Source organism: Type-D symbiont of Plautia stali (genome assembly GCF_001485335.1).
Lineage (GTDB): Bacteria > Pseudomonadota > Gammaproteobacteria > Enterobacterales > Enterobacteriaceae > Pantoea > Pantoea vagans_C.
Genome location: NZ_BBOC01000001.1, coordinates 82,568 through 103,986, shown reverse-complemented (window position 1 = coordinate 103,986; position 21,419 = coordinate 82,568). Strand labels below are relative to the sequence as shown.

The window sequence follows — 21,419 nt, the reverse complement described above, 5'->3', positions numbered from 1 at the left end:
CAGGTGAATTCCCCGCGTGACCACGTTACACTCCCCGCAGTAAACAATTCAATGGTAGTGAAGAATGTCTCAGGACCAGCCGCAAACGCGGGCGATGTTAAGAAAAGATGGTTTCACCTTTAAGCAATTTTTCGTGGCGCATGACCGCTGTGCGATGAAAGTCGGTACGGATGGCGTATTACTTGGCGCCTGGGCTCCTGTGGCGGGGACGCGTCGTATCCTCGATATTGGCTGTGGCAGCGGATTGATTGCCTTGATGTTGGCGCAGCGTACCCCCGAACAGGTCACCCTTGATGCGGTTGAGCTGGAAGAGAGTGCCGCAAGCCAGGCTCTCGAGAATGTGCAGGCTTCACCCTGGGCCGATCGTATCACCATCCATCATCAGGATATTGTGAGCTGGAGTGAGCAAAGCGAGAAACGCTACTCTCTGATTGTCAGTAACCCTCCGTTTTTTACACCCGGCAACACGACCGGCAGTGTCGAGCGGGATAACGCGCGCAGCACCGCCACACTCGACCATCCCACGTTGTTACGCTGCGCCGCACAATTAATAGAAGAAGAGGGAATTTTTTGTGTGGTACTGCCTGAAGAGACGGGAGAACAGCTGATTTCACTCGCACTGGCAGAAGGCTGGCATCTGCGTTACCGCTATGATGTCGCGGCTTATGCCCAACGCCCACCAAATCGTCTGGTATTGGGCTTTTCCCCGACCGCGGGCGAAACGTTGCTGGAACGTCTCGCCATTCGCGACGAAGATAAGAGTTATTCGGCTGACTGGATCAGCCTGGTTTCCGATTTTTATCTGTTCAGATAATTATCCGGCTGGAGTTGCGTGGGTAAGGCTTCAGGAAGCTGATCGGGATAGTCTGGCGTGTAATGCAGACCTCGGCTCTCTTTGCGCTGCAGCGCACAGCGCACCATCAACTCCGCCACCTGAACTAAATTGCGCAGCTCCAACAGATTGTTAGAGAGTCGGAAGTGCGCATAGTACTCATCAATTTCCTGCTGTAACAACGTAATACGGCGCAGGGCGCGCTCCAGCCTTTTGGTGGTGCGCACAATGCCCATGTAGTCCCACATAAACAGGCGTAGCTCATGCCAGTTATGCTGAATCACCACGCGCTCGTCGGCGTCATCCACACGGCTTTCATCCCATGCGGGTAACTGCTCAACGGCGGTAACCGCTGGCAGGCGACGAATCATATCTTCCGCCGCCGACCAGCCATAAACCAGACACTCCAGCAGTGAGTTGGATGCCATGCGATTGGCACCATGCAGTCCGGTATAGCTCACTTCTCCAATGGCATACAGCCCATCAACGTCGGTACGGCCATGCTGATCCACCATCACGCCACCGCAGGTGTAATGTGCAGCGGGGACGATCGGAATGGGCTCTTTAGTGAGATCCAAACCGAAGGTCAGCAATTTTTCATAGATCATCGGGAAGTGGGCGCGCACAAAACTTTCCGGCTGATGGCTGATATCGAGATACATGCAATCCACGCCCAAGCGCTTCATTTCGTGATCGATGGCGCGCGCCACGATATCGCGCGGTGCTAACTCAGCACGCTCATCAAAGTCAGGCATAAAGCGCGAACCGTCCGGACGCAGTAGCCACGCACCTTCACCGCGCAGGGCTTCGGTCAGCAAAAAGTTCTGCGCCTGAGGGTGGAATAAACAGGTAGGATGGAACTGGTTGAACTCCAGATTGGCCACGCGACAGCCCGCACGCCACGCCATGGCAATACCATCACCGGAGGCGACATCCGGGTTAGTGGTGTATTGATACACTTTTGCCGCGCCGCCAGTCGCCAGCACTACGGCTCGTGCACGGCAGGTTTCAACCTGTTCGCGATTGCGATTCCAGATCCATGCCCCCACCACTCGACGTTTGCCCGGCAGTCCGACTTTATCTGAAAGAATTAAATCCACTGCGTTGGTACGTTCAATGATGCGTATATTGGGATGGCTTAACGCCTGGCTGACCAGTGTCGTTTCCACTGCGCGACCTGTGGCATCGGCACTGTGCAGAATACGGCGATGGCTGTGGCCGCCTTCACGCGTCAGATGATAACGCGCCTCACCATCGGGTTGCGGCTCCATATCGAACGCCACGCCATTATCAATTAACCATTGCACGCAATGGCGCGCGTTGCTGGCGATAAAGCTGACGGTTTCACGGTCGCATAACCCGGCGCCAGCGATCAGAGTATCTTCAACGTGGGATTCAATGCTGTCGGTTTCATCAAACACCGCCGCGATCCCGCCCTGTGCATACAGTGTTGAGCCTTCGTTAACCTGCGCTTTGCTCAGCACGGTTACCTGGTAATAGGGGGCAAGACGCAGCGCCAGCGACAAACCGGCGGCACCGCTGCCCACAATCAACACATCACATTGGTAATCAGGTATCGAAGTCATGGTGTTTAATTTACTAAACAAAAGGTGACCCGAGCATATGCCTGGATGGCGGTCGTGTGAAGTATTTTGAACAAATTACGCGGAAAAAATCTTCAGGCAGTGGAGATAACAACGCGATTTCAGTGAGTTATGTCTTAAAATGAGCACATCGTGTTTTTTATATCAAACACTATGAAAATTCAGGTAATAAAGATGAAAATTAGGGCGTCATAGGGTACTCTGCCAGCGATTATCGGTGCCGCAAAAGACACCACCAGCGTAGTCAGTCGCTACACTGAAAGACAATCAACAACAAATGATGTCGTGGTTCCGATACGGAAATTATCTGGTCGTAGTGAACTTCAGGCCAACATATGACTCAAAGCGCATGCTTGCTCAGAACAATGAGATGTGCTGGCAGTTCACTTACGAATAAAAAAGATTTGGGGAGACATTACCTCGGATGAGCGAGCAGTTAACGGATCAGGTTCTCGTTGAGCGGGTTCAGAAGGGAGATCAAAAGTCATTTAACATACTGGTTATTCGATACCAGCATAAAGTGGCGAGCCTGGTTTCACGCTATGTTCCTTCAGGCGATGTGCCTGATGTGGTTCAGGAATCCTTTATCAAAGCGTATCGCGCACTGGAATCATTCCGTGGCGATAGCGCCTTTTATACATGGCTGTACCGCATCGCGGTGAATACCGCAAAAAATTACCTGGTGGCTCAGGGGCGTCGTCCACCCTCTAGTGATGTGGATGCGATTGATGCAGAAAATTTCGAAAGTGCGGGTGCACTAAAAGAAATTTCGAACCCTGAGAACTTAATGTTGTCAGAGGAACTGAAACAAATTGTTTTTCGGACCATTGAGGCGCTTCCCGAAGATCTGCGTATGGCCATCACCCTGCGGGAATTGGATGGCTTAAGTTACGAAGAGATTGCCGCCATCATGGATTGCCCGGTCGGTACCGTACGTTCGCGTATCTTCCGCGCCCGAGAGGCCATTGATAATAAAGTTCAACCGCTTATCCAACGTCAGTGATAACGGCTACTGGAAGGGTACCAAAGCATGCAGAAAGAAAAACTTTCCGCTTTAATGGATGGTGAAACTTTAGATAACGAGCTGTTGGCGTCGTTATCGAAGGATGCAGATCTTCAAAAAAGTTGGGAGAGCTACCATCTAATCCGCGACACCATGCGAGGTGACGTTGGTGAAGTGCTGCATTTTGATATCTCCGCACGTGTTGCAGCGGCCATTGCTCTTGAACCAGCGCGCAAAGTCACTACGCTGATTCCTGAAGCGCAGCCGGAGCCTTCACGCTGGGAGAAAATGCCATTCTGGCGTCGTGGCGGCACCTGGACTGCGCAACTGGCGCAAATCGGTGTGGCTGCCTGTGTGTCGCTGGCGGTGATTGTGGGTGTTCAACACTACAACAATCAACCTGGCAGTGGCGCGACAGAAGCATCTGATTCCCCTGCATTCAATACGCTGCCTATGATGGGTAAAGCTTTACCTGTCAGCCTCGGCGTGCCGTCTGATGCGTTTGACACCAACAGCTCTAACCAGCAGGTGCAAGAACAGCGTCGTCGTGTGAATGCAATGCTGCAGGATTACGAATTGCAACGCCGTCTGCATGCCGATCAGGTTCAGTTTGATGAGAAGAACGATCCGCAGCAGGCCCAGGCTAACGTTCCCGGAAATCAGTCGTTAGGAACTCAACAGCAGTAATGAAGCAGCTTTGGTGTGCCGTTAGCCTGCTGGCAGGCAGCCTGCTTTGGTCATCCACCGCCCCGGCGCAGACCTCTGCGTCCGGGGCGTTGTTACATCAAATGGAGCAGGCAAGTCAGAACCTCAACTACGAATTTGCCTATATTAATGTCTCGCGTCTTGGCATTGAGTCGCTGCGTTATCGTCACGCGGTTATCGACAATCGTATTTTTGCCCAACTGTTGCAGATGGATGGACCACGCCGTGAAGTGATTCAACGCGGGAATGACATCAGCTATTTCGAGCCAGGGCTTGATCCTTTCTCGTTGCCGGGTAACCACATCATCGATGCGTTGCCTGCGTTGATGTTTGCGGATTTCTCGCGTTTAGGTGAAGCCTACGATTTCATTCCGGTAGGGCGTTCACGCATGGCTGACCAGATGTGTGAAGTGGTGCGCATCGTGTCGCGTGATGGCACTCGTTACAGCTATGTGGTGTGGTTGGATGTGGACACCAAATTGCCATTGCGTATCGATCTCCTCGATCGTGATGGTGAAACGCTGGAGCAGTTCCGCGTGATCAGTTTTGCGGTCGATGAAGGCGTGCGAAACCTGATGCAAGGGCTGGAAAAAGCCAATCTGCCACCTACCTTGTCATTACCGGCGGGCGATAAAGTCCAACTCAGCTGGCAGCCAGGTTGGCTTCCGGCAGGGATGACGCTGATTTCGCAAAGCCGCCGCGAAATGCCGGCCATGAACAAAACGGTCGAATCTCGTCTGTACAGCGATGGCTTGTTTAGCTTCGCTATCAATATTACCCCTGCCGATAAAAGCAGTGTGCCGCAGTCATTGCGCACTGGGCGTCGTACGGTGCAGACAGAAGTGCGCGATAATCGTGAAATCACGGTGGTGGGTGAGTTACCCCCTGCCACGGCTAAACGTATTGCGGACAGCATAGATTCAGGTGCACAAAAATGATGAGAGAATGGGCCACAGTGGTGGCGTGGGAGAAAGGCGTTGCCACGCTGCATTCGGAAGCTAAAACCTCCTGTAACAGCTGCTCGGCCCGTAAAGGCTGTGGCAGCCACGCGCTTAACCAACTGGGGCCGAAAAATGCCCATGTGATGACCATTGCCAGCCCAGAGCCTTTACAGCCGGGCCAGCGCATTGAGCTGGGCATCCGTGAAAGCAGCTTGTTGGGATCGGCGTTGTTGGTTTACATGACGCCACTGTTTGGCCTGTTTCTGGTTGCAGGCATCTTCCAGATGCTGTTCCACAGCGATTTAGCCGCAGCATGCGGTGCGCTTTTAGGCGGCATTGGCGGTTTTATTGTTGCGAAAGGTGTTTCCAGTCTGTTTGGCGATCGCGAAGCCTTCCAACCGGTGATTCTGAGCGTGGCGTTACCGCCTGATGCCTTACGCGTGGAAAACGAAGTTTGATCCCCGTCTGGGCCGCATCTGTGCGGCCTTTTCGTTTTGGCTTAACCGCTGAAATCTGTTGCGATTCCCCGCAGTTCCATTCTTTAACGCGCGGCATTAACAGTGTAATATGCGTCGTCATTAATGAGGCTGACAGGGTTCCGGGTAAAGCTCACTTTCCTGAATGTGTCTGTGCTCAAGTTTTCCACTGATTTTTTACGTGAAGATATTCATATAAATGAAGCACATACGAAATTTCTCTATCATCGCTCACATTGACCACGGCAAATCAACGCTGTCAGACCGTTTGATTCAAATTTGTGGTGGCCTTAGCGATCGTGAGATGGCAGCGCAAGTTCTGGACTCCATGGATCTGGAGCGCGAGCGCGGCATCACCATCAAAGCGCAGAGCGTGACGCTCGATTACAAAGCGTTGAACGGTGAAACTTACCAGCTCAATTTTATCGATACTCCCGGTCACGTTGACTTCTCTTACGAAGTTTCCCGCTCTCTGGCGGCGTGTGAAGGGGCATTGCTGGTGGTCGATGCAGGCCAGGGCGTTGAAGCACAGACGCTGGCAAACTGCTACACCGCAATGGAAATGGATCTGGAAGTGGTACCGGTTCTGAACAAAATCGACTTGCCTGCAGCCGATCCAGAGCGCGTGGCGGAAGAGATTGAAGACATCGTGGGTATCGATGCTGCTGATGCGGTGCGCTGCTCAGCGAAAACCGGCGTGGGCGTGCCTGATGTGCTTGAGCGTCTGGTGCGTGATATTCCACCACCGGAAGGCGATCCTGAAGGGCCGCTGCAGGCGCTGATCATCGACTCCTGGTTTGATAACTACCTGGGCGTAGTGTCCTTGATTCGTATCAAGAACGGTACACTGCGCAAAGGCGACAAAGTGAAAGTGATGAGTACTGGACAGACGTATAACGCTGACCGTCTCGGTATTTTCACGCCTAAGCAGGTTGACCGTAACGAACTGAACTGCGGCGAAGTAGGCTGGTTAGTGTGCGCGATTAAAGACATCCTCGGCGCGCCAGTCGGCGATACGCTGACGCTGCAGCGCAATCCTGCGGACAAAGTGTTGCCGGGCTTCAAAAAGGTGAAACCACAGGTTTACGCCGGTCTGTTCCCGATCAGCTCTGATGACTATGAAGCGTTCCGCGATGCACTGGGCAAACTGAGCCTGAACGATGCTTCCCTGTTCTATGAGCCAGAAAGCTCGACAGCATTGGGCTTTGGTTTCCGCATTGGCTTCCTGGGTCTGCTGCACATGGAGATCATTCAGGAGCGTCTGGAGCGTGAATACGATCTCGACCTGATCACCACGGCACCAACAGTAGTATACGAAGTGGAAACCACCGATGGTCAGGTGATCTACGTCGACAGCCCTTCCAAGCTGCCGCCGCTGAATAACATCGCTGAACTGCGTGAACCGATCGCGGAGTGCCACATGTTGCTGCCACAGGAGTTCCTCGGCAACGTTATCACCCTTTGTATCGAAAAACGTGGCGTTCAGACCAACATGGTTTACCACGGTAAACAAGTTGCGCTGACTTATGAAATTCCAATGGCGGAAGTGGTGCTCGACTTCTTCGACCGTCTGAAATCGACGTCTCGCGGCTATGCATCGCTTGACTACAACTTTAAACGTTTCCAAGCCTCTGACATGGTGCGTGTCGACGTGATGATTAACTCAGAACGTGTTGATGCGCTGGCGCTGATTACCCACCGTGATAACTCACAGTATCGTGGCCGCGACCTTGTGGAAAAGATGAAAGATCTGATCCCGCGTCAGCAGTTCGATATCGCGATTCAGGCGGCCATCGGCAACCACATTATCGCTCGCTCAACGGTCAAGCAGCTGCGTAAAAACGTCCTGGCAAAATGCTATGGCGGTGACGTTAGCCGTAAGAAGAAACTGTTGCAGAAGCAGAAAGACGGTAAGAAGCGAATGAAGCAGGTCGGCAACGTTGAGCTGCCGCAGGAAGCATTCCTTGCCATTCTGCATGTCGGTAAAGACAGCAAATAAGGAATTTTAATGGCTAACATGTTTGCCCTGGTCCTGGTGATCGCCACACTGATAACTGGCGTTATCTGGTGTATCGATCGCTTTAAATGGGTACCCGCGCGTCGTGCTAAGCAGGCTGCTGCACAAGCGCAGGCTGGTAATACCCTAGACAGTAAAACGCTGGCCAAAGTTGCTGCACAGCCGGGTTGGGTCGAAACCACGGCATCGGTGTTCCCGGTGCTGGCGGTAGTGCTAATCGTTCGCTCGTTCATTTTTGAGCCGTTCCAGATCCCGTCTGGTTCAATGATGCCCACGCTGCTGATTGGCGACTTTATCCTGGTGGAGAAGTTTGCTTACGGTATTAAAGATCCGATTACGCAAACCACGCTGATCCCAACGGGTCATCCGCAGCGCGGTGATGTGGCGGTATTTAAATATCCGAAAGATCCCAGCGTGGATTACATCAAGCGTGTGATTGGTTTGCCGGGCGATAAAGTGGTGTTTGATCCTTACAGTAAAACGCTGACTATCAACCCAGGCTGTGGCACAGGCAAGTGTGAAACCGCACTGCCCGTGACCTACACCAATGTTGAACCGAGCGCCTTCATTCAGACCTTTAGTGGTTTTGATGGCAATGAAACCGGTAATGGTTTCTTCCAGGCGCCACAAGGCGAAACCATGAAAGGCGGTTTGCGCCTGGGGACACGCAAAGAGACATTGGGCACCGTCACGCACGATATCCTGTTAGTCAACGAAGCGCAGAGCCAGGCAAGCATGTATTATCAGCAGCCGGGCCAGCCGCAATCGACCTGGATCGTGCCGGAAGGGCAATACTTCATGATGGGCGATAACCGCGATAACAGCGCCGACAGCCGCTACTGGGGCTTTGTGCCTGAGAAGAACCTGGTCGGTAAAGCGGTGGCGATCTGGATGAGCTTTGATAAACAAGAAGGACAGTGGCCAACGGGCGTGCGCTTAAGTCGCATTGGCGGAATCCACTGATATTAAAAACGGTTGGCCTCTCTCGGGGGGCCACTGCACACCAAACAGAACGTGTTGGAACCTCAGCCCTGTTTCGTATGCAGAGTTACAGACGCACAGAATAACTGGAATCGCATGAACCCCATCCTTATTAACAAGCTGCAGCGCAAACTGGGCTACACTTTTACTCATCCGGAACTACTGCAGCAAGCGCTGACTCACCGTAGTGCCAGCAGTAAACATAATGAACGTCTTGAGTTTCTTGGCGATTCCATTCTCAGCTATGTGATCGCCAATGCGCTGTATCACCGCTTCCCGCGCGTGGACGAAGGCGATATGAGCCGCATGCGCGCCACGCTGGTGCGCGGCAATACGCTGGCAGAAATGGCGCGTGAATTTGAGCTGGGAGAATGCTTACGTCTGGGACCGGGCGAACTGAAGAGCGGCGGTTTCCGTCGTGAATCCATTCTTGCCGATACGGTGGAAGCGCTGATTGGCGGGATCTTCCTCGACAGCAATATCCAGACCGTCGAGAAGCTGATTCTCGACTGGTATCAAAATCGCCTTGATCAAATCAGCCCAGGCGATAAGCAAAAAGATCCAAAAACGCGTTTGCAGGAGTATCTGCAAGGGCGCCATCTGCCACTGCCATCCTATTTAGTGGTGCAGGTGCGTGGAGAAGCCCACGATCAGGAATTCACCATTCACTGTCAGGTGAGTGGCATGGCAGAACCGGTGGTGGGCGTAGGGTCCAGCCGCCGTAAAGCAGAGCAGGCTGCCGCCGAACAGGCGTTGATTAAGCTTGGTCTCGAATAAATAGTCATATCGCAGCGTCAACAGTGGCGCTGCCCAAGTCAGGACTCGAATGAGCGAACTCGAAACATATAGCGGCTTTGTCGCGATTGTAGGCCGACCTAACGTCGGTAAATCCACTTTGCTGAACCAGTTGCTGGGGCAGAAAGTGTCGATTACGTCACGCAAGCCGCAAACCACGCGTCACCGCATCATGGGGATTCACACCGAAGGCGCTTATCAGGCGATTTACGTGGATACCCCAGGGCTGCACATGGAAGAAAAGCGGGCGATTAACCGTCTGATGAACCGTGCTGCAAGTAGTTCGATTGGTGATGTGGAGCTGGTGATTTTCGTCGTTGAAGGCACGCGCTGGACGCCAGACGATGAGATGGTGCTCAACAAGCTGCGCGACGGCAAAGTGCCCGTAGTGTTAGCGATCAATAAGGTCGATAACATTCAGGATAAAAGCATTCTGTTGCCGCATCTGCAGTTCCTCAGCCAGCAGATGAACTTCCTTGAAATCGTACCGATCTCGGCGGAAAGCGGGCAAAACGTTGATGCCATTGCCGCAATCGCGCGCAAATGCTTGCCAAAATCTGAGCATCACTTCCCAGAAGATTACGTCACCGACCGCTCTCAGCGTTTTATGGCCTCGGAGATCATCCGTGAAAAACTGATGCGCTTCCTGGGTGCTGAACTGCCTTATTCCGTCACCGTGGAGATCGAGCAGTTTGTCTCAAACGATCGCGGCGGCTACGACATCAATGGCCTGATCCTCGTTGAGCGTGAAGGGCAGAAGAAGATGGTGATCGGCAACAAAGGTGCCAAGATCAAAACCATCGGCATTGAAGCGCGTAAAGACATGGAAGAGATGTTTGAAGCGAAAGTGCATCTTGAGCTGTGGGTCAAAGTGAAATCGGGCTGGGCAGACGACGAACGTGCGCTGCGCAGCTTGGGTTACTCCGACGAAGGTTAATAGATGGAAGGCTGGCAACGCGCCTTTGTGCTGCATAGTCGCCCTTACAGCGAAACCAGCCTACTCCTCGATCTGTTCAGCGAAAGCGAAGGGCGCGTTCGCGTCCTTGCCAAAGGCGCGCGTTCGCGCCGCTCTCAACTCAAAGGTGCTTTACAGCCTTTTACACCGTTGCTGGTGCGTTGGGGCGGTCGTGGGGAAGTGAAAACACTGCGCAGCGCCGAAGCGGTATCGCTGGCATTACCGCTCAGTGGCATCACACTCTACTGCGGACTGTACGTCAATGAACTGCTGTCCCGCGTGCTTGAGCAAGAAATTCCCTTCTCCGAACTCTTCTTCGATTACCTCAATTGCATCCAAATGTTGGCAGTTGGCAATGGCACGCCGGAACCTGCGCTACGTCGCTTTGAGCTGGCGCTGCTGGGTCACCTGGGTTATGGCGTCGATTTCTTGCATTGCGCGGGCAGCGGCGAAGAGATCGATGATGGCATGACCTACAGCTACCGGGAAGAGAAGGGATTTATTGCCAGCCTGGTGGTGAATCAGCGCAGTTTTACCGGTCGCCAACTGCGTGCGCTGTGGGAACGCGATTTCCCCGATGCCGACAGCCTGCGTGCGGCTAAGCGCTTTACGCGAATGGCGTTGAAGCCCTACCTCGGCGGTAGACCCCTGAAGAGCCAGGAACTGTTTCGTCAGTTTGTCCCAAAAAAGAAACCCGATGTGTCAAACGACTAGCGCTGGTCGTACCGCTTGATATTCTTAAGCCCGGTAAACTGCAAACACACTGAACACATTTAAGGATTGTCATGGCTGAGTTACTGTTAGGGGTCAACATTGACCATATCGCCACCGTACGTAACGCACGTGGCACCAATTATCCCGATCCCGTTCAAGCGGCGTTTGTTTCAGAGCAAGCGGGTGCAGATGGCATTACCGTTCACCTGCGCGAAGATCGCCGCCATATTACCGATCGTGATGTGCGGATCCTGCGTGACACCATCCAGACACGTATGAACCTGGAGATGGCGGTCACCGATGAGATGATCGATATCGCTTGTGAGATCAAACCGCATTTCGTCTGCCTGGTGCCAGAAAAGCGTCAGGAAGTGACCACGGAAGGGGGGCTGGATGTGGCGGGTCAGCAGGACAAAATCAACGCTGCGGTTCGCTTGTTAAGCGAGGCAGGCATTCTGGTCTCTCTGTTTATCGATGCCGATCATCGTCAAATTGAGGCGGCCGTCGCCAGCGGTGCACCCTACATCGAAATCCATACTGGCGCTTATGCGGAAGCCCCGGAGGGCCTGGAGCGTGAAGCCGAGTTGTCGCGCATTCGTAAAGCCGCGACCTTTGCTGCCAGTCTGGGCTTGAAAGTCAATGCCGGCCATGGCCTGACGTATCACAACGTGCAACCTATCGCTGAACTGCCAGAGATGCATGAGCTGAATATTGGTCACGCGATTATTGGTCGCGCACTGTTTAGCGGGCTGGCTGATGCGGTATCAGAAATGAAACAGCTGATGCGGGAAGCGCGTCGCTGATGGCGATTCTCGGGCTAGGCAGTGACATTGTCGAAATCGAACGTATTGCCGGTGTAATTGAACGATCTGGCGATCGTCTGGCACGTCGTGTACTGAGTGAAGCCGAGTGGCAACAATATCAAGCGCACCAGCAGCCCGTACGCTTTTTGGCAAAACGTTTTGCCGTGAAAGAAGCAGCAGCCAAAGCGTTTGGCACCGGCATCCGGGGTGGTTTGGCGTTTAATCAGTTCGAAGTGTACAACGATGCCTTGGGCAAACCGGGCTTACGTTTCTTCGAACAGGCGAAAGTGATTGCCAGCCAACTCGGTGTGAAACACGTGCATGTCACGTTAGCCGATGAACGTCATTATGCCTGCGCCACGGTGATCATCGAAGATTAGACATTTAAGACCACAAATTTCTCCCACAGCGCCTCGCGACTTTCAGGGTGCTGTGGGTCAGAAATGATGGTGTTATCAATCGGGCAGACGCTTTGGCAGGTCGGCACATCATAATGGCCCACGCATTCAGTGCAGCGGTCGACATCAATCTCATAGATCGCATCCCCTAAGCTGATCGCCTGGTTTGGGCATTCAGGTTCGCACATATCACAGTTGATGCATTTCGTGGTGATCAATAACGCCATAGTGTGTGTCGGTGTGGTTAGCAGGCGCGCACCTTAGCATAAATCACCTCAATTGACCCGACAGGGTATTGGCCTGCATCAAACAATCTGCGAATAAAACACACTTTAGAACTATTCATCAATTATTGATGGCGGGTTGATAGTGAGTGGGAATAATCCGAGTTATCATTTCGTGCGATAATGACCGGCAAAATTGCTTGTCATACAGGCATGAAAAATAACGAAGTGAAAAAGATTCTGATTAAACAACACTGTTTGTGCTGCGGTCGACCCATTGGCTTCTGGGCGCGACTCATCTCCGCTGAGCAATCGCTGTGCGATGAATGCTTACACCACTTGCAACGTGACAGTCGTGAAGCCTGTCGCCAGGCGGAAGGGCAAAGCGCTAAAAAGGCCGACTAACGCGCAATGCAGCTCACTTAACTAAACATTAAATCTTGGTGCCAGTGCGCATTAATGCGCACCCTACGAAAATCGCGCCCGATCGTCGTAGGGTTGCCATTTATGGCGAGCAAAAGCGCTTAAGTGGCCAGAATCTGATTCAAACCAGCTTCTTCACCAACTCTTCACTGTGGCGAATATGGCTCGATGCACGTTCGGGATCGTTCTGAACCAGCGCCATAAACAGCAGGTCGGTCAATGCCAGCTGTGCGCTGGTTGAAGAGATGGCCGCGCTGCGTGTGCTCTGCTCTTCAGCCACGGTGTAGAGGCAGATAGACGCACACTGCTGCAATGAGTTAGGGGTGAACCCGGTAAACGCCAGCACATCTACGCCCAACTGCGCGGCTTCCTGCGCGGCAAGATTGATTTCCCGACGTTCACCGGTGTAGGAGATCGTCAGCAAGACATCGCCAGGTGCCATCGCCTGTACGCTCGCCAGTAAAGCATGCATATCCTGCTCGGCCACCGCGTTGATGCCAATCTTCATTAGCTTCCACGAGAAATCTTTTGCCACCAACCCCGATGCGCCAATCCCGACCAACAAAATGCGGTTGGCGTTTTTCAGCAGTTGCAGCGTCTGTAACAACTTCTCTTCACTGTTGATATCCAGCGTGGCGCGGATCGCAGAGATTTTCTCTGTCAGCAACTTCTCACCCACCACTTTGAGCGGGTCATCGCTGAGGATTTGGTTATGAACTGTGATGGCGTCGCGATCGGCCAGCGATTCACTCAGCGCCAGCTTTAACGCTGGAAAACCCTTGTAGCCCAGTTTCTGGGCAAATTTCACCACGCTAGATTGGCTGACACCCGATTCCTCAGCCAGTTTTTGCGAACTCAGATGCCGTGCCCGATCCGGCTGCGAAAGCAAAAAATCCGCCAGCCGACGCTCATTCAGCGCCAGTCGAGGGTAAAGCTGGCGAATTCGCAGCAATGAACTCATGTTCGATCCTTAATCCAACTATTCCCGATTGAGCGTAGTCTCTTTTCGCGCCATCACTGTTTAATGACAGCACACCGCTACAAAGAATAAACTATTCAGCTGGCATTGTGGTCATTGGAATTAAAAATGACTGTTTTCGCCCCAGAGAATGAAGCTGGCTACACTGTAGGGCAAGCCGTAGAGTTAAAAGCGATAAGGAGTGGAGTTTGACAAAGGGTACGCAACGCCGAGTGGTATTTTTCGATCTGGATGGCACGCTGCACCAGCAGGACATGTTTGGCACATTTATGCGCTATCTGTTGCGTCGTCAGCCGCTCAACCTGTTGCTGGTGGTACCGCTGCTGCCGGTGATTGGCTTAGGCATGCTGATTAAGGGCCGGGCTGCGCGTTGGCCGATGAGTTTACTACTCTGGGCGATTACGTTTGGTCACAACGAACAGCGGTTGCGTCAGCGTGAGGCGGAGTTCGCTGCCTGGTTTCGTCAGCGTGTCACCGCATTTCCGGTGGTGCAGCAGCGCCTCACCGATTATCTCAGCAGTGATGATGCCGACGTGTGGCTGATTACCGGTTCTCCGCAATCGCTGGTTGAGCAAGTCTATTTCGATTCGGCATTCCTGCCGCGTGTCCAACTGATCGCCAGCCAGATGCAGCCAGGATTAGGTGGTCGCGTGTTGGCGATGCGCTGCCTGGGTCATGAGAAGGTGGCACAGCTCGAAGAGAAGATTGGTACGCCATTGCAGCTTTACAGCGGTTACAGTGACAGCAAGCAGGACAACCCGTTGCTGTTCTTTTGCCAGCATCGCTGGCGCGTCACGCCACGCGGTGAGCTGCAACAGCTGGAGTGAATCACGCGGCGATTCCGTCTATAATGCGCCGCCTTTTCTATCCGCAGGAGTTGCTGGTGAGCCCACAAACTGATGAATACTGGATGCGTCATGCGCTTGAGCTGGCGCGTCGCGCGTGGGAGCAGGGCGAAGTGCCCGTGGGTGCGGTGTTAGTGCAGGGCGATAAAGTGATCGGCGAAGGCTGGAACCGCCCGATTGGTCAATGCGACCCCACGGCGCATGCCGAAATCATGGCGCTGCGTCAGGGCGGGAAAATCCTCGAAAATTACCGTCTGCTCGACACCACCTTATACGTCACGCTGGAACCATGCGTGATGTGTGCGGGCGCGATGGTGCACAGCCGCATCACACGGCTGGTGTATGGTGCGAAAGATGAAAAGACCGGTGCGGCAGGTTCACTGCTTGACGTGATTGGTCATCCGGGTATGAATCACCAGATTCAAATCGATTGCGGTGTATTAGCAGAAGAGTGTGCCGGGATGCTGAGTGACTTCTTCCGCATGCGCCGGGAACAAAAGAAAGCGCTGCGTCAGGCGCAGCGCGAAGGTTAATTCATCGCAATCTTGGGTTCGACCGCCGGATAGCCGGCACCCAGTTCGGCTTCCAGTGCAGACTGCTGCGCTAACCGCTTATCCTGCTCTTGCAGGTAACCCACCAGACTGATCTGATACTTACGGATATTCTCGACGTAATTATAGGCTTCATGGCCACGCGCGTAGCCATAGGTGGTCTGCGCGTAGTAACGCTTCTGGCTGAGCATCGGCAGACGTAATTTCACATCGGCCCAGCTGTCGGGGTTACCGCCCTGTTTCGCCGTCAGCTTACGCACATCCAACATATGCGCATACCCCATGTTGTAAGCCGCCAGTGCAAACCAGATACGCTCGTCATCAGGAATGGTGTCGGGCACTTTTTCCATCATGCGTTGCAGGTATTCACTGCCACCGCGGATGCTCTGCTCAGGGTCGAGGCGGTCATTCACATTCAGGCTGTCTGCCGTGTTACGCGTCAGCATCATCATGCCGCGCACCCCGGTGGGGGAGGTGGCCTGAGGATTCCAGTGCGACTCCTGATAGGAGATGGCCGCCAGCAGACGCCAGTCCATGCTCGCCGCATACTTTTCAAACAGCGGCTTGATATCCGGCAGCGTGCTATCAATGGCGCGCAGGAAGGTACGCGTATCGACATAATCGAAGGTACCAACGTGACCGAGATATTTCTCTTCCAGCCGCGCCATGGTGCCTTCTTCCCCCATCTGGCTGTAGAAGTCGAGCATCGCGGCATTCAGGCTGTCGTCATCGTTGCGCGGTAGATACCACGTCACCGGCTCTTCATCGGTCACGTCGAACGCTACGGCCAACTGAGGGTGGATACGCTGTAACAGGCCGATGGTCACGGAGTCGCCCACGGTATAGTCGAGTTTGCCATCTGCCACCGCTTCCAGCAGGGTCTTTTGTCCCTGATCGGTGGAAATCGCCCAATCGAGATCGGGATAGCTGTCAGCTTTAGCGGAACGTAAAGTTGACAGATATGCCGAACCGGACTGCACAATCAGGCGACCTTTCAGATCGCCGAGGTTCTTCGGGCGTGGCTTATCAATGCGGTACACCAACTGCTGAGAAACGGAGTAGTAGCTGGGTCCACTTTGATAGTGGGCCAGGCGTTCACCGTTATAAATCAGCCCGGCTGCCAGCAAATCCGCTTTGCCATCATCGAGATCGTCAAACAGATCGCCGAGGTTCGGACGCACCGTGACCTCAAGTTTGACGCCTAAATAATCGGCGAAGCGTTTCGCCAGCTCGTAATCCATACCTGCTGGTGCATTGTTGATGGTGTAGTAAGTCAGCGGGGAGTTCACCGTACTGATGCGCAGCACTCCCCGTGATTTAATCTGCGATAGCGCGTCTTTTCCACCGCCGTACCACGGGATGGAGGGCCACAGTGCCAGCGCAAGTAGCACGGTGATCAGACCGATAAACAGATAGTTTATTTTCAGGCGTTTCAAATAGTTGTCTCTTAATGGCTCACAGGCCTCTGTCTTTTAAAGGCAGTATTTATGTTGTTTTCACTCCCAGAGCGAGGGGCATTTTGCGCAACAAAGCGCAACAGGGCAACTTATATAGCAAGAATTGCGCAAAATTCAGCCAAATGCTGAGTGCCAGATTTTATGCGCAAACGGTTTCGTAACCCGCGAGGTTTCTCTATAATACCGCCCGTTTTCCCCTGTTGCGCCCAATGAAGCGTCGCCCGGCGCTTCAAAGACGAGAGATCTTTGATGATGGAAATTCTGCGTGGTTCGCCCGCTCTGTCGGCATTTCGTGTAAACAAACTGCTGACCCGCTTTCAGGACGCTCACCTGCCAGTGAGTGATATTTACGCCGAGTACGTCCATTTTGCCGATGTCAGCGCACCACTCAGTGCGGATGAACACGCCCGCCTGCAACGTTTGCTGAAATACGGTCCTTCTCTCGCCGAACACGCGCCACAAGGGCGTCTGTTGCTGGTGACCCCGCGCCCTGGCACGATCTCCCCGTGGTCCTCAAAAGCCACCGACATCGCGCACAACTGCGACTTGCCACAGGTTATTCGCCTGGAACGCGGTATGGCGTTTTATGTGCAGGCACCGCAACTGACCGAAGCACAATGGCAGCAGCTGGCTAGCTTGCTGCATGACCGCATGATGGAAACCGTGTTTGGTGACCTCAATGACGCACAGCAGCTGTTTGCACATCATGAGCCGCAGCCGCTGAAAAGCGTTGACGTGCTGGGCGCAGGCCGCAGCGCACTGGAGCAAGCCAACACCACGCTGGGTCTGGCGCTGGCCGATGACGAGATCGACTACCTGCTGGATGCCTTTACCAAGCTGGGTCGCAATCCTAACGACATCGAGCTCTACATGTTTGCCCAGGCAAACTCTGAGCACTGCCGTCACAAAATCTTCAACGCCGATTGGATCATCGACGGTGAAAAACAGCCGAAATCGCTGTTTAAAATGATCAAAAACACCTTTGAACATAATCCAGAGCACGTGCTGTCTGCTTATAAAGACAACGCTGCTGTGATGGAAGGTTCACAGGTTGGCCGCTTCTACGCCGATGCGCAGAAGGGCGAATACAACTTCCATCAGGAAGATGCCCATATCCTGATGAAGGTGGAAACCCACAACCACCCAACGGCGATTTCACCGTGGCCAGGTGCGGCAACCGGTTCAGGCGGTGAAATCCGTGATGAAGGCGCAACCGGACGTGGCGCGAAGCCAAAAGCGGGTCTGGTCGGCTTCTCGGTTTCCAACCTGCGTATTCCGGGCTTTGAACAGCCATGGGAAGAAGATTTCGGTAAGCCAGATCGCATCGTCACTGCGTTGGACATCATGACCGAAGGCCCGCTGGGCGGCGCGGCGTTCAACAACGAATTTGGTCGTCCGGCCCTGAATGGTTACTTCCGTACCTACGAAGAGCGCGTCAACAGCCATAATGGCTCAGAACTGCGTGGATACCATAAGCCAATCATGCTGGCGGGCGGAATTGGTAACATTCGTGCCGACCATGTGCAAAAAGGCGAAATCGTTGTCGGCGCGAAACTGATCGTGCTCGGTGGCCCGGCGATGAACATCGGTTTAGGCGGCGGCGCGGCCTCTTCCATGGCATCTGGTCAGTCTGATGCTGACCTGGATTTCGCTTCTGTACAGCGTGATAACCCAGAAATGGAACGTCGTTGCCAGGAAGTGATCGACCGCTGCTGGCAGCTGGGCGAAGCCAACCCAATTCTGTTCATCCACGATGTGGGGGCGGGCGGCCTGTCCAACGCAATGCCTGAACTGGTCAGCGATGGTGGCCGTGGCGGTAACTTTAATCTGCGCGATATCCTTAACGATGAGCCAGGCATGAGCCCGCTGGAAGTGTGGTGTAACGAATCGCAGGAGCGTTATGTGCTGGCGGTTGCGCCTGCGCAGTTAGCGCTGTTCGATGAGCTGTGTCAGCGTGAGCGCGCGCCGTATGCGGTGATTGGTGAAGCGACGGAAGAGCTGCATCTGAACCTCGGCGACAGCCACTTCGACAACAAACCTATCGATATGCCACTGGACGTGCTGCTGGGCAAAACGCCGAAGATGACGCGTGATGTTGCCAGCCAGCAAGCCAAAGGTGATGCGCTGGTACGTGACAACATTACCGTGGCCGATGCGGTTAACCGTGTATTGCATCTGCCAACCGTGGCAGAGAAAACCTTCCTGATCACCATCGGTGACCGCAGTGTAACCGGTATGGTGGCACGCGATCAGATGGTGGGACCATGGCAGATTCCGGTAGCAAACTGTGCCGTCACCACCGCTAGCCTCGACAGCTATCACGGTGAAGCCTTCTCACTGGGCGAGCGTGCTCCGGTCGCCTTGCTGGACTTCGCCGCATCAGGCCGTCTGGCCGTGGGTGAAGCGCTGACGAACCTGGCCGCCACCTCGATTGGTTCCCTGCAGCGCGTGAAACTCTCGGCAAACTGGATGGCCGCAGCGGGTCACCCAGGTGAAGATGCCGGTCTGTATGCGGCAGTGAAAGCGGTTGGCGAAGAGTTGTGTCCAGCGCTGGGTATCACTATCCCGGTGGGCAAAGACTCCATGTCGATGAAGACCCGCTGGCAGCAGGGCACCGAGCAGCGTGAGATGACCTCACCGCTGTCACTGGTGATCACCGCATTTGCGCGTGTAGAAGATGTGCGCCGCACGGTCACTCCCCAGTTGCAAGCGGATAAAGATAACCTGCTGTTGCTGGTTGATCTGGGTAACGGTGCCAACACCTTAGGTGCCACCGCGCTGTCTCAGGTTTACCGTCAGCTGGGCGACAAACCTGCTGATGTGCGCGATGCGTCGCAGCTGGCAGGCTTCTTTAACGCCATTCAGGCGCTGGTGGCCGAGCAGAAATTGCTGGCATACCATGACCGTTCAGATGGCGGCTTACTGGTGACACTGGCCGAGATGGCCTTCACTGGTCACTGCGGTATTGAAGCGGATATCGCCGCACTGGGCAGCGATGCGCTGGCGGCACTGTTCACCGAAGAATTGGGTGCAGTGATCCAGATTAACGCCGCAGATCGTGCAGCCGTTGAGCAAGTGTTTGCCGATCATGGTCTGAGCAGCAACGTGCATGTGATTGGCCAGGCATTACCGGGCGATCGCTTTGTCATTCGTTCAGGCGAGAGCGCCGTGTACAGCGAAAGCCGTACCACATTGCGTACCTGGTGGGCGGAAACCACCTGGCAGATGCAGCGTCTGCGTGATAACCCAGCCTGTGCTGACCAGGAACATGAAGCGAAGAAGGACGACAACGATCCCGGTTTGAACGTGCATCTGACCTTCAAGCCAGAAGAAGATGTGGCTGCACCGATGATCGCCACTGGCGCGCGTCCACGTGTTGCTGTGCTGCGTGAGCAGGGTGTGAACTCCCACGTTGAGATGGCGGCTGCCTTTCATCGTGCTGGCTTCACCGCCGTTGACGTCCACATGAGCGATCTACTGGCGGGACGTCGTGGTCTGGAAGAATTCCAGGCGCTGGTAGCCTGCGGTGGTTTCTCTTACGGCGATGTGCTGGGTGCCGGTGAGGGTTGGGCGAAATCGATTCTGTTCAACGGCCGTGTGCGTGACGAGTTTGAAAACTTCTTCTACCGTCCACAGACCCTGGCGCTGGGCGTGTGTAACGGTTGCCAGATGATGTCAAACCTGCGTGAGCTGATTCCGGGTAGTGAGCTGTGGCCACGTTTCGTACGCAACCAGTCCGAGCGTTTTGAAGCGCGTTTCAGCCTGGTGGAAGTCGCGGCAAGTCCATCACTGTTGCTGGACGGCATGGCCGGTTCTCACATGCCTATCGCGGTTTCTCACGGCGAAGGCTTTGTGGAAGTACGTGATGCTAACCATCTGGCACAGCTGGAAAGCAAAGGCCTGGTGGCACTGCGCTTCGTTGATAACTTCGGTAAAGTGACCGAGAGTTACCCAGCAAACCCGAACGGTTCGCCGAACGGTATCACTGCGGTAACCAACGAAAGCGGACGTGTGACCATCATGATGCCACACCCGGAGCGCGTGTTCCGTACCGTGAGCAACTCCTGGCATCCGGCAGAGTGGGGCGAAGACAGCCCATGGATGCGTATTTTCCGCAATGCGCGTAAACAGCTGGGATAAGTCTTCCCATTCGTTTAAGAAGTCGCCTTCGGGCGACTTTTTTTTGCGCCCGGTAAAGCGGTTTTTGCCGGATTTTAGCGAGTGTCTAAAATCGGCGACAATTCTTGCTTGTTATTGTCTCTAAAAGGCGACATTTAACCCATTGATTTTTAATGTCTCAATTTAACGATCTTTATAACGTTGCCGATTAGCGACACTTTTACCGGACCAGCCGGTCCGCTTTGAGCCTTAAAACGTGATTAACCCCCGCATAACTCTGATAATACTGGCTATTTCATTTTTGGCACGATAGTTGCTATACTTACAACGTTGCTCATTCTCCTGTCTATGAATGCCCCGCATTGCGGTTGAGCTCATAAAAACTGAATGACGCACCAAACGGAGCCTGCCGTCCACCCCACCGATAATCGTTTGCTTTGCAACGTTATCAAGCATCGGACGTAACGTTGAGTAAGGCTCCACCTATTTTGCAAGCGATGCTGCGGCGTCGCTCTCACGGCAGGCCAAAAGGCCTGCCGTTTTCATCTCTCCACTTTCTAACCTTCTGATACTTCGCTAGCATGCCTGCAGTTCACC

At 53.9% G+C, this 21,419-nt stretch carries 20 protein-coding genes; 16 read left to right on the top strand and 4 right to left on the bottom strand.

What is annotated here, in order from left to right; genetic code table 11:
* Positions 1-64: 64 nt before the first annotated feature.
* Positions 65-814 carry a tRNA(1)(Val) (adenine(37)-N(6))-methyltransferase TrmN gene (trmN, locus tag PSSD_RS00450; RefSeq protein ID WP_058968053.1) on the top strand — a complete coding sequence of 250 codons (750 nt, stop codon included), beginning with the start codon at positions 65-67 and terminating at the stop codon, positions 812-814.
* On the opposite strand, the gene nadB is transcribed toward trmN, so the two are convergent.
* Positions 799-2,418, bottom strand: coding sequence for an L-aspartate oxidase (gene nadB / locus PSSD_RS00445; RefSeq protein WP_058968602.1), 1,620 nt, complete (start codon positions 2,416-2,418; stop codon positions 799-801). The two genes, trmN and nadB, sit on opposite strands and share 16 nt — an antisense overlap.
* Before the next feature lie 442 nt (positions 2,419-2,860).
* Here nadB and rpoE point away from each other — a divergent pair, with 442 nt between their 5' ends.
* The 11 genes from rpoE (at position 2,861) to acpS (ending at position 12,206) form a co-directional block, all read left to right on the top strand.
* Positions 2,861-3,439, top strand: coding sequence for an RNA polymerase sigma factor RpoE (rpoE, locus tag PSSD_RS00440; protein WP_039329921.1), 579 nt, complete (start codon positions 2,861-2,863; stop codon positions 3,437-3,439).
* 27 nt (positions 3,440-3,466) lie between these two features.
* On the top strand, positions 3,467-4,126 hold the full coding sequence (gene rseA / locus PSSD_RS00435) for an anti-sigma-E factor RseA (RefSeq protein ID WP_058968052.1): 660 nt from the start codon (positions 3,467-3,469) through the stop codon (positions 4,124-4,126).
* Complete coding sequence (gene rseB, locus PSSD_RS00430; RefSeq protein ID WP_058968051.1) at positions 4,126-5,082, top strand: sigma-E factor regulatory protein RseB; 957 nt, start codon at positions 4,126-4,128, stop codon at positions 5,080-5,082. The genes rseA and rseB overlap by 1 nt, the downstream gene beginning before the upstream one ends.
* Positions 5,079-5,543 (top strand): SoxR-reducing system protein RseC, encoded by a 465-nt coding sequence (rseC, locus tag PSSD_RS00425; protein WP_039329915.1) that lies wholly within the window; start codon positions 5,079-5,081, stop codon positions 5,541-5,543. The genes rseB and rseC overlap by 4 nt, the downstream gene beginning before the upstream one ends.
* Before the next feature lie 217 nt (positions 5,544-5,760).
* Positions 5,761-7,560, top strand: a complete 1,800-nt coding sequence (gene lepA / locus PSSD_RS00420) for a translation elongation factor 4 (RefSeq protein ID WP_039329914.1) — start codon at positions 5,761-5,763, stop codon at positions 7,558-7,560.
* 9 nt (positions 7,561-7,569) lie between these two features.
* On the top strand, positions 7,570-8,541 hold the full coding sequence (gene lepB / locus PSSD_RS00415; protein WP_058968050.1) for a signal peptidase I: 972 nt from the start codon (positions 7,570-7,572) through the stop codon (positions 8,539-8,541).
* A gap of 114 nt (positions 8,542-8,655) precedes the next feature.
* On the top strand, positions 8,656-9,336 hold the full coding sequence (gene rnc, locus PSSD_RS00410) for a ribonuclease III (protein ID WP_039329911.1): 681 nt from the start codon (positions 8,656-8,658) through the stop codon (positions 9,334-9,336).
* A gap of 49 nt (positions 9,337-9,385) precedes the next feature.
* Positions 9,386-10,291: a GTPase Era gene (gene era / locus PSSD_RS00405; RefSeq protein ID WP_058968049.1), complete on the top strand. Its 906-nt coding sequence runs from the start codon at positions 9,386-9,388 to the stop codon at positions 10,289-10,291.
* Positions 10,292-10,294: 3 nt separating this feature from the next.
* Positions 10,295-11,023: a DNA repair protein RecO gene (gene recO, locus PSSD_RS00400; protein WP_058968048.1), complete on the top strand. Its 729-nt coding sequence runs from the start codon at positions 10,295-10,297 to the stop codon at positions 11,021-11,023.
* Between the two features lie 71 nt (positions 11,024-11,094).
* Positions 11,095-11,826, top strand: coding sequence for a pyridoxine 5'-phosphate synthase (gene pdxJ, locus PSSD_RS00395; protein WP_058968047.1), 732 nt, complete (start codon positions 11,095-11,097; stop codon positions 11,824-11,826).
* Complete coding sequence (gene acpS / locus PSSD_RS00390) at positions 11,826-12,206, top strand: holo-ACP synthase (RefSeq protein ID WP_034825626.1); 381 nt, start codon at positions 11,826-11,828, stop codon at positions 12,204-12,206. The genes pdxJ and acpS overlap by 1 nt, the downstream gene beginning before the upstream one ends.
* On the opposite strand, the gene PSSD_RS00385 is transcribed toward acpS, so the two are convergent.
* Complete coding sequence (locus PSSD_RS00385) at positions 12,203-12,451, bottom strand: YfhL family 4Fe-4S dicluster ferredoxin (RefSeq protein WP_058968046.1); 249 nt, start codon at positions 12,449-12,451, stop codon at positions 12,203-12,205. The genes acpS and PSSD_RS00385 overlap by 4 nt on opposite strands.
* A 210-nt stretch (positions 12,452-12,661) precedes the next feature.
* On the opposite strand from PSSD_RS00385, the gene PSSD_RS00380 reads away from it, so the two are divergent.
* Positions 12,662-12,853, top strand: coding sequence for a hypothetical protein (locus tag PSSD_RS00380; protein WP_153011383.1), 192 nt, complete (start codon positions 12,662-12,664; stop codon positions 12,851-12,853).
* 139 nt (positions 12,854-12,992) lie between these two features.
* On the opposite strand, the gene PSSD_RS00375 is transcribed toward PSSD_RS00380, so the two are convergent.
* On the bottom strand, positions 12,993-13,832 hold the full coding sequence (locus PSSD_RS00375; RefSeq protein WP_058968044.1) for a MurR/RpiR family transcriptional regulator: 840 nt from the start codon (positions 13,830-13,832) through the stop codon (positions 12,993-12,995).
* A gap of 206 nt (positions 13,833-14,038) precedes the next feature.
* On the opposite strand from PSSD_RS00375, the gene yfhb reads away from it, so the two are divergent.
* Positions 14,039-14,677, top strand: coding sequence for a phosphatidylglycerophosphatase C (gene yfhb / locus PSSD_RS00370; protein ID WP_039329901.1), 639 nt, complete (start codon positions 14,039-14,041; stop codon positions 14,675-14,677).
* A 56-nt stretch (positions 14,678-14,733) separates the two neighbouring features.
* Positions 14,734-15,228: a tRNA adenosine(34) deaminase TadA gene (tadA, locus tag PSSD_RS00365; protein ID WP_039329972.1), complete on the top strand. Its 495-nt coding sequence runs from the start codon at positions 14,734-14,736 to the stop codon at positions 15,226-15,228.
* On the opposite strand, the gene mltF is transcribed toward tadA, so the two are convergent.
* Positions 15,225-16,682 (bottom strand): membrane-bound lytic murein transglycosylase MltF, encoded by a 1,458-nt coding sequence (mltF, locus tag PSSD_RS00360; RefSeq protein WP_058968042.1) that lies wholly within the window; start codon positions 16,680-16,682, stop codon positions 15,225-15,227. The genes tadA and mltF overlap by 4 nt on opposite strands.
* A 270-nt stretch (positions 16,683-16,952) precedes the next feature.
* On the opposite strand from mltF, the gene purL reads away from it, so the two are divergent.
* The gene (gene purL, locus PSSD_RS00355; protein WP_058968041.1) at positions 16,953-20,843 is read left to right on the top strand and encodes a phosphoribosylformylglycinamidine synthase; all 3,891 of its coding nucleotides are present in this window, start codon (positions 16,953-16,955) and stop codon (positions 20,841-20,843) included.
* The last annotated feature ends 576 nt before the right edge of the window (positions 20,844-21,419 follow it).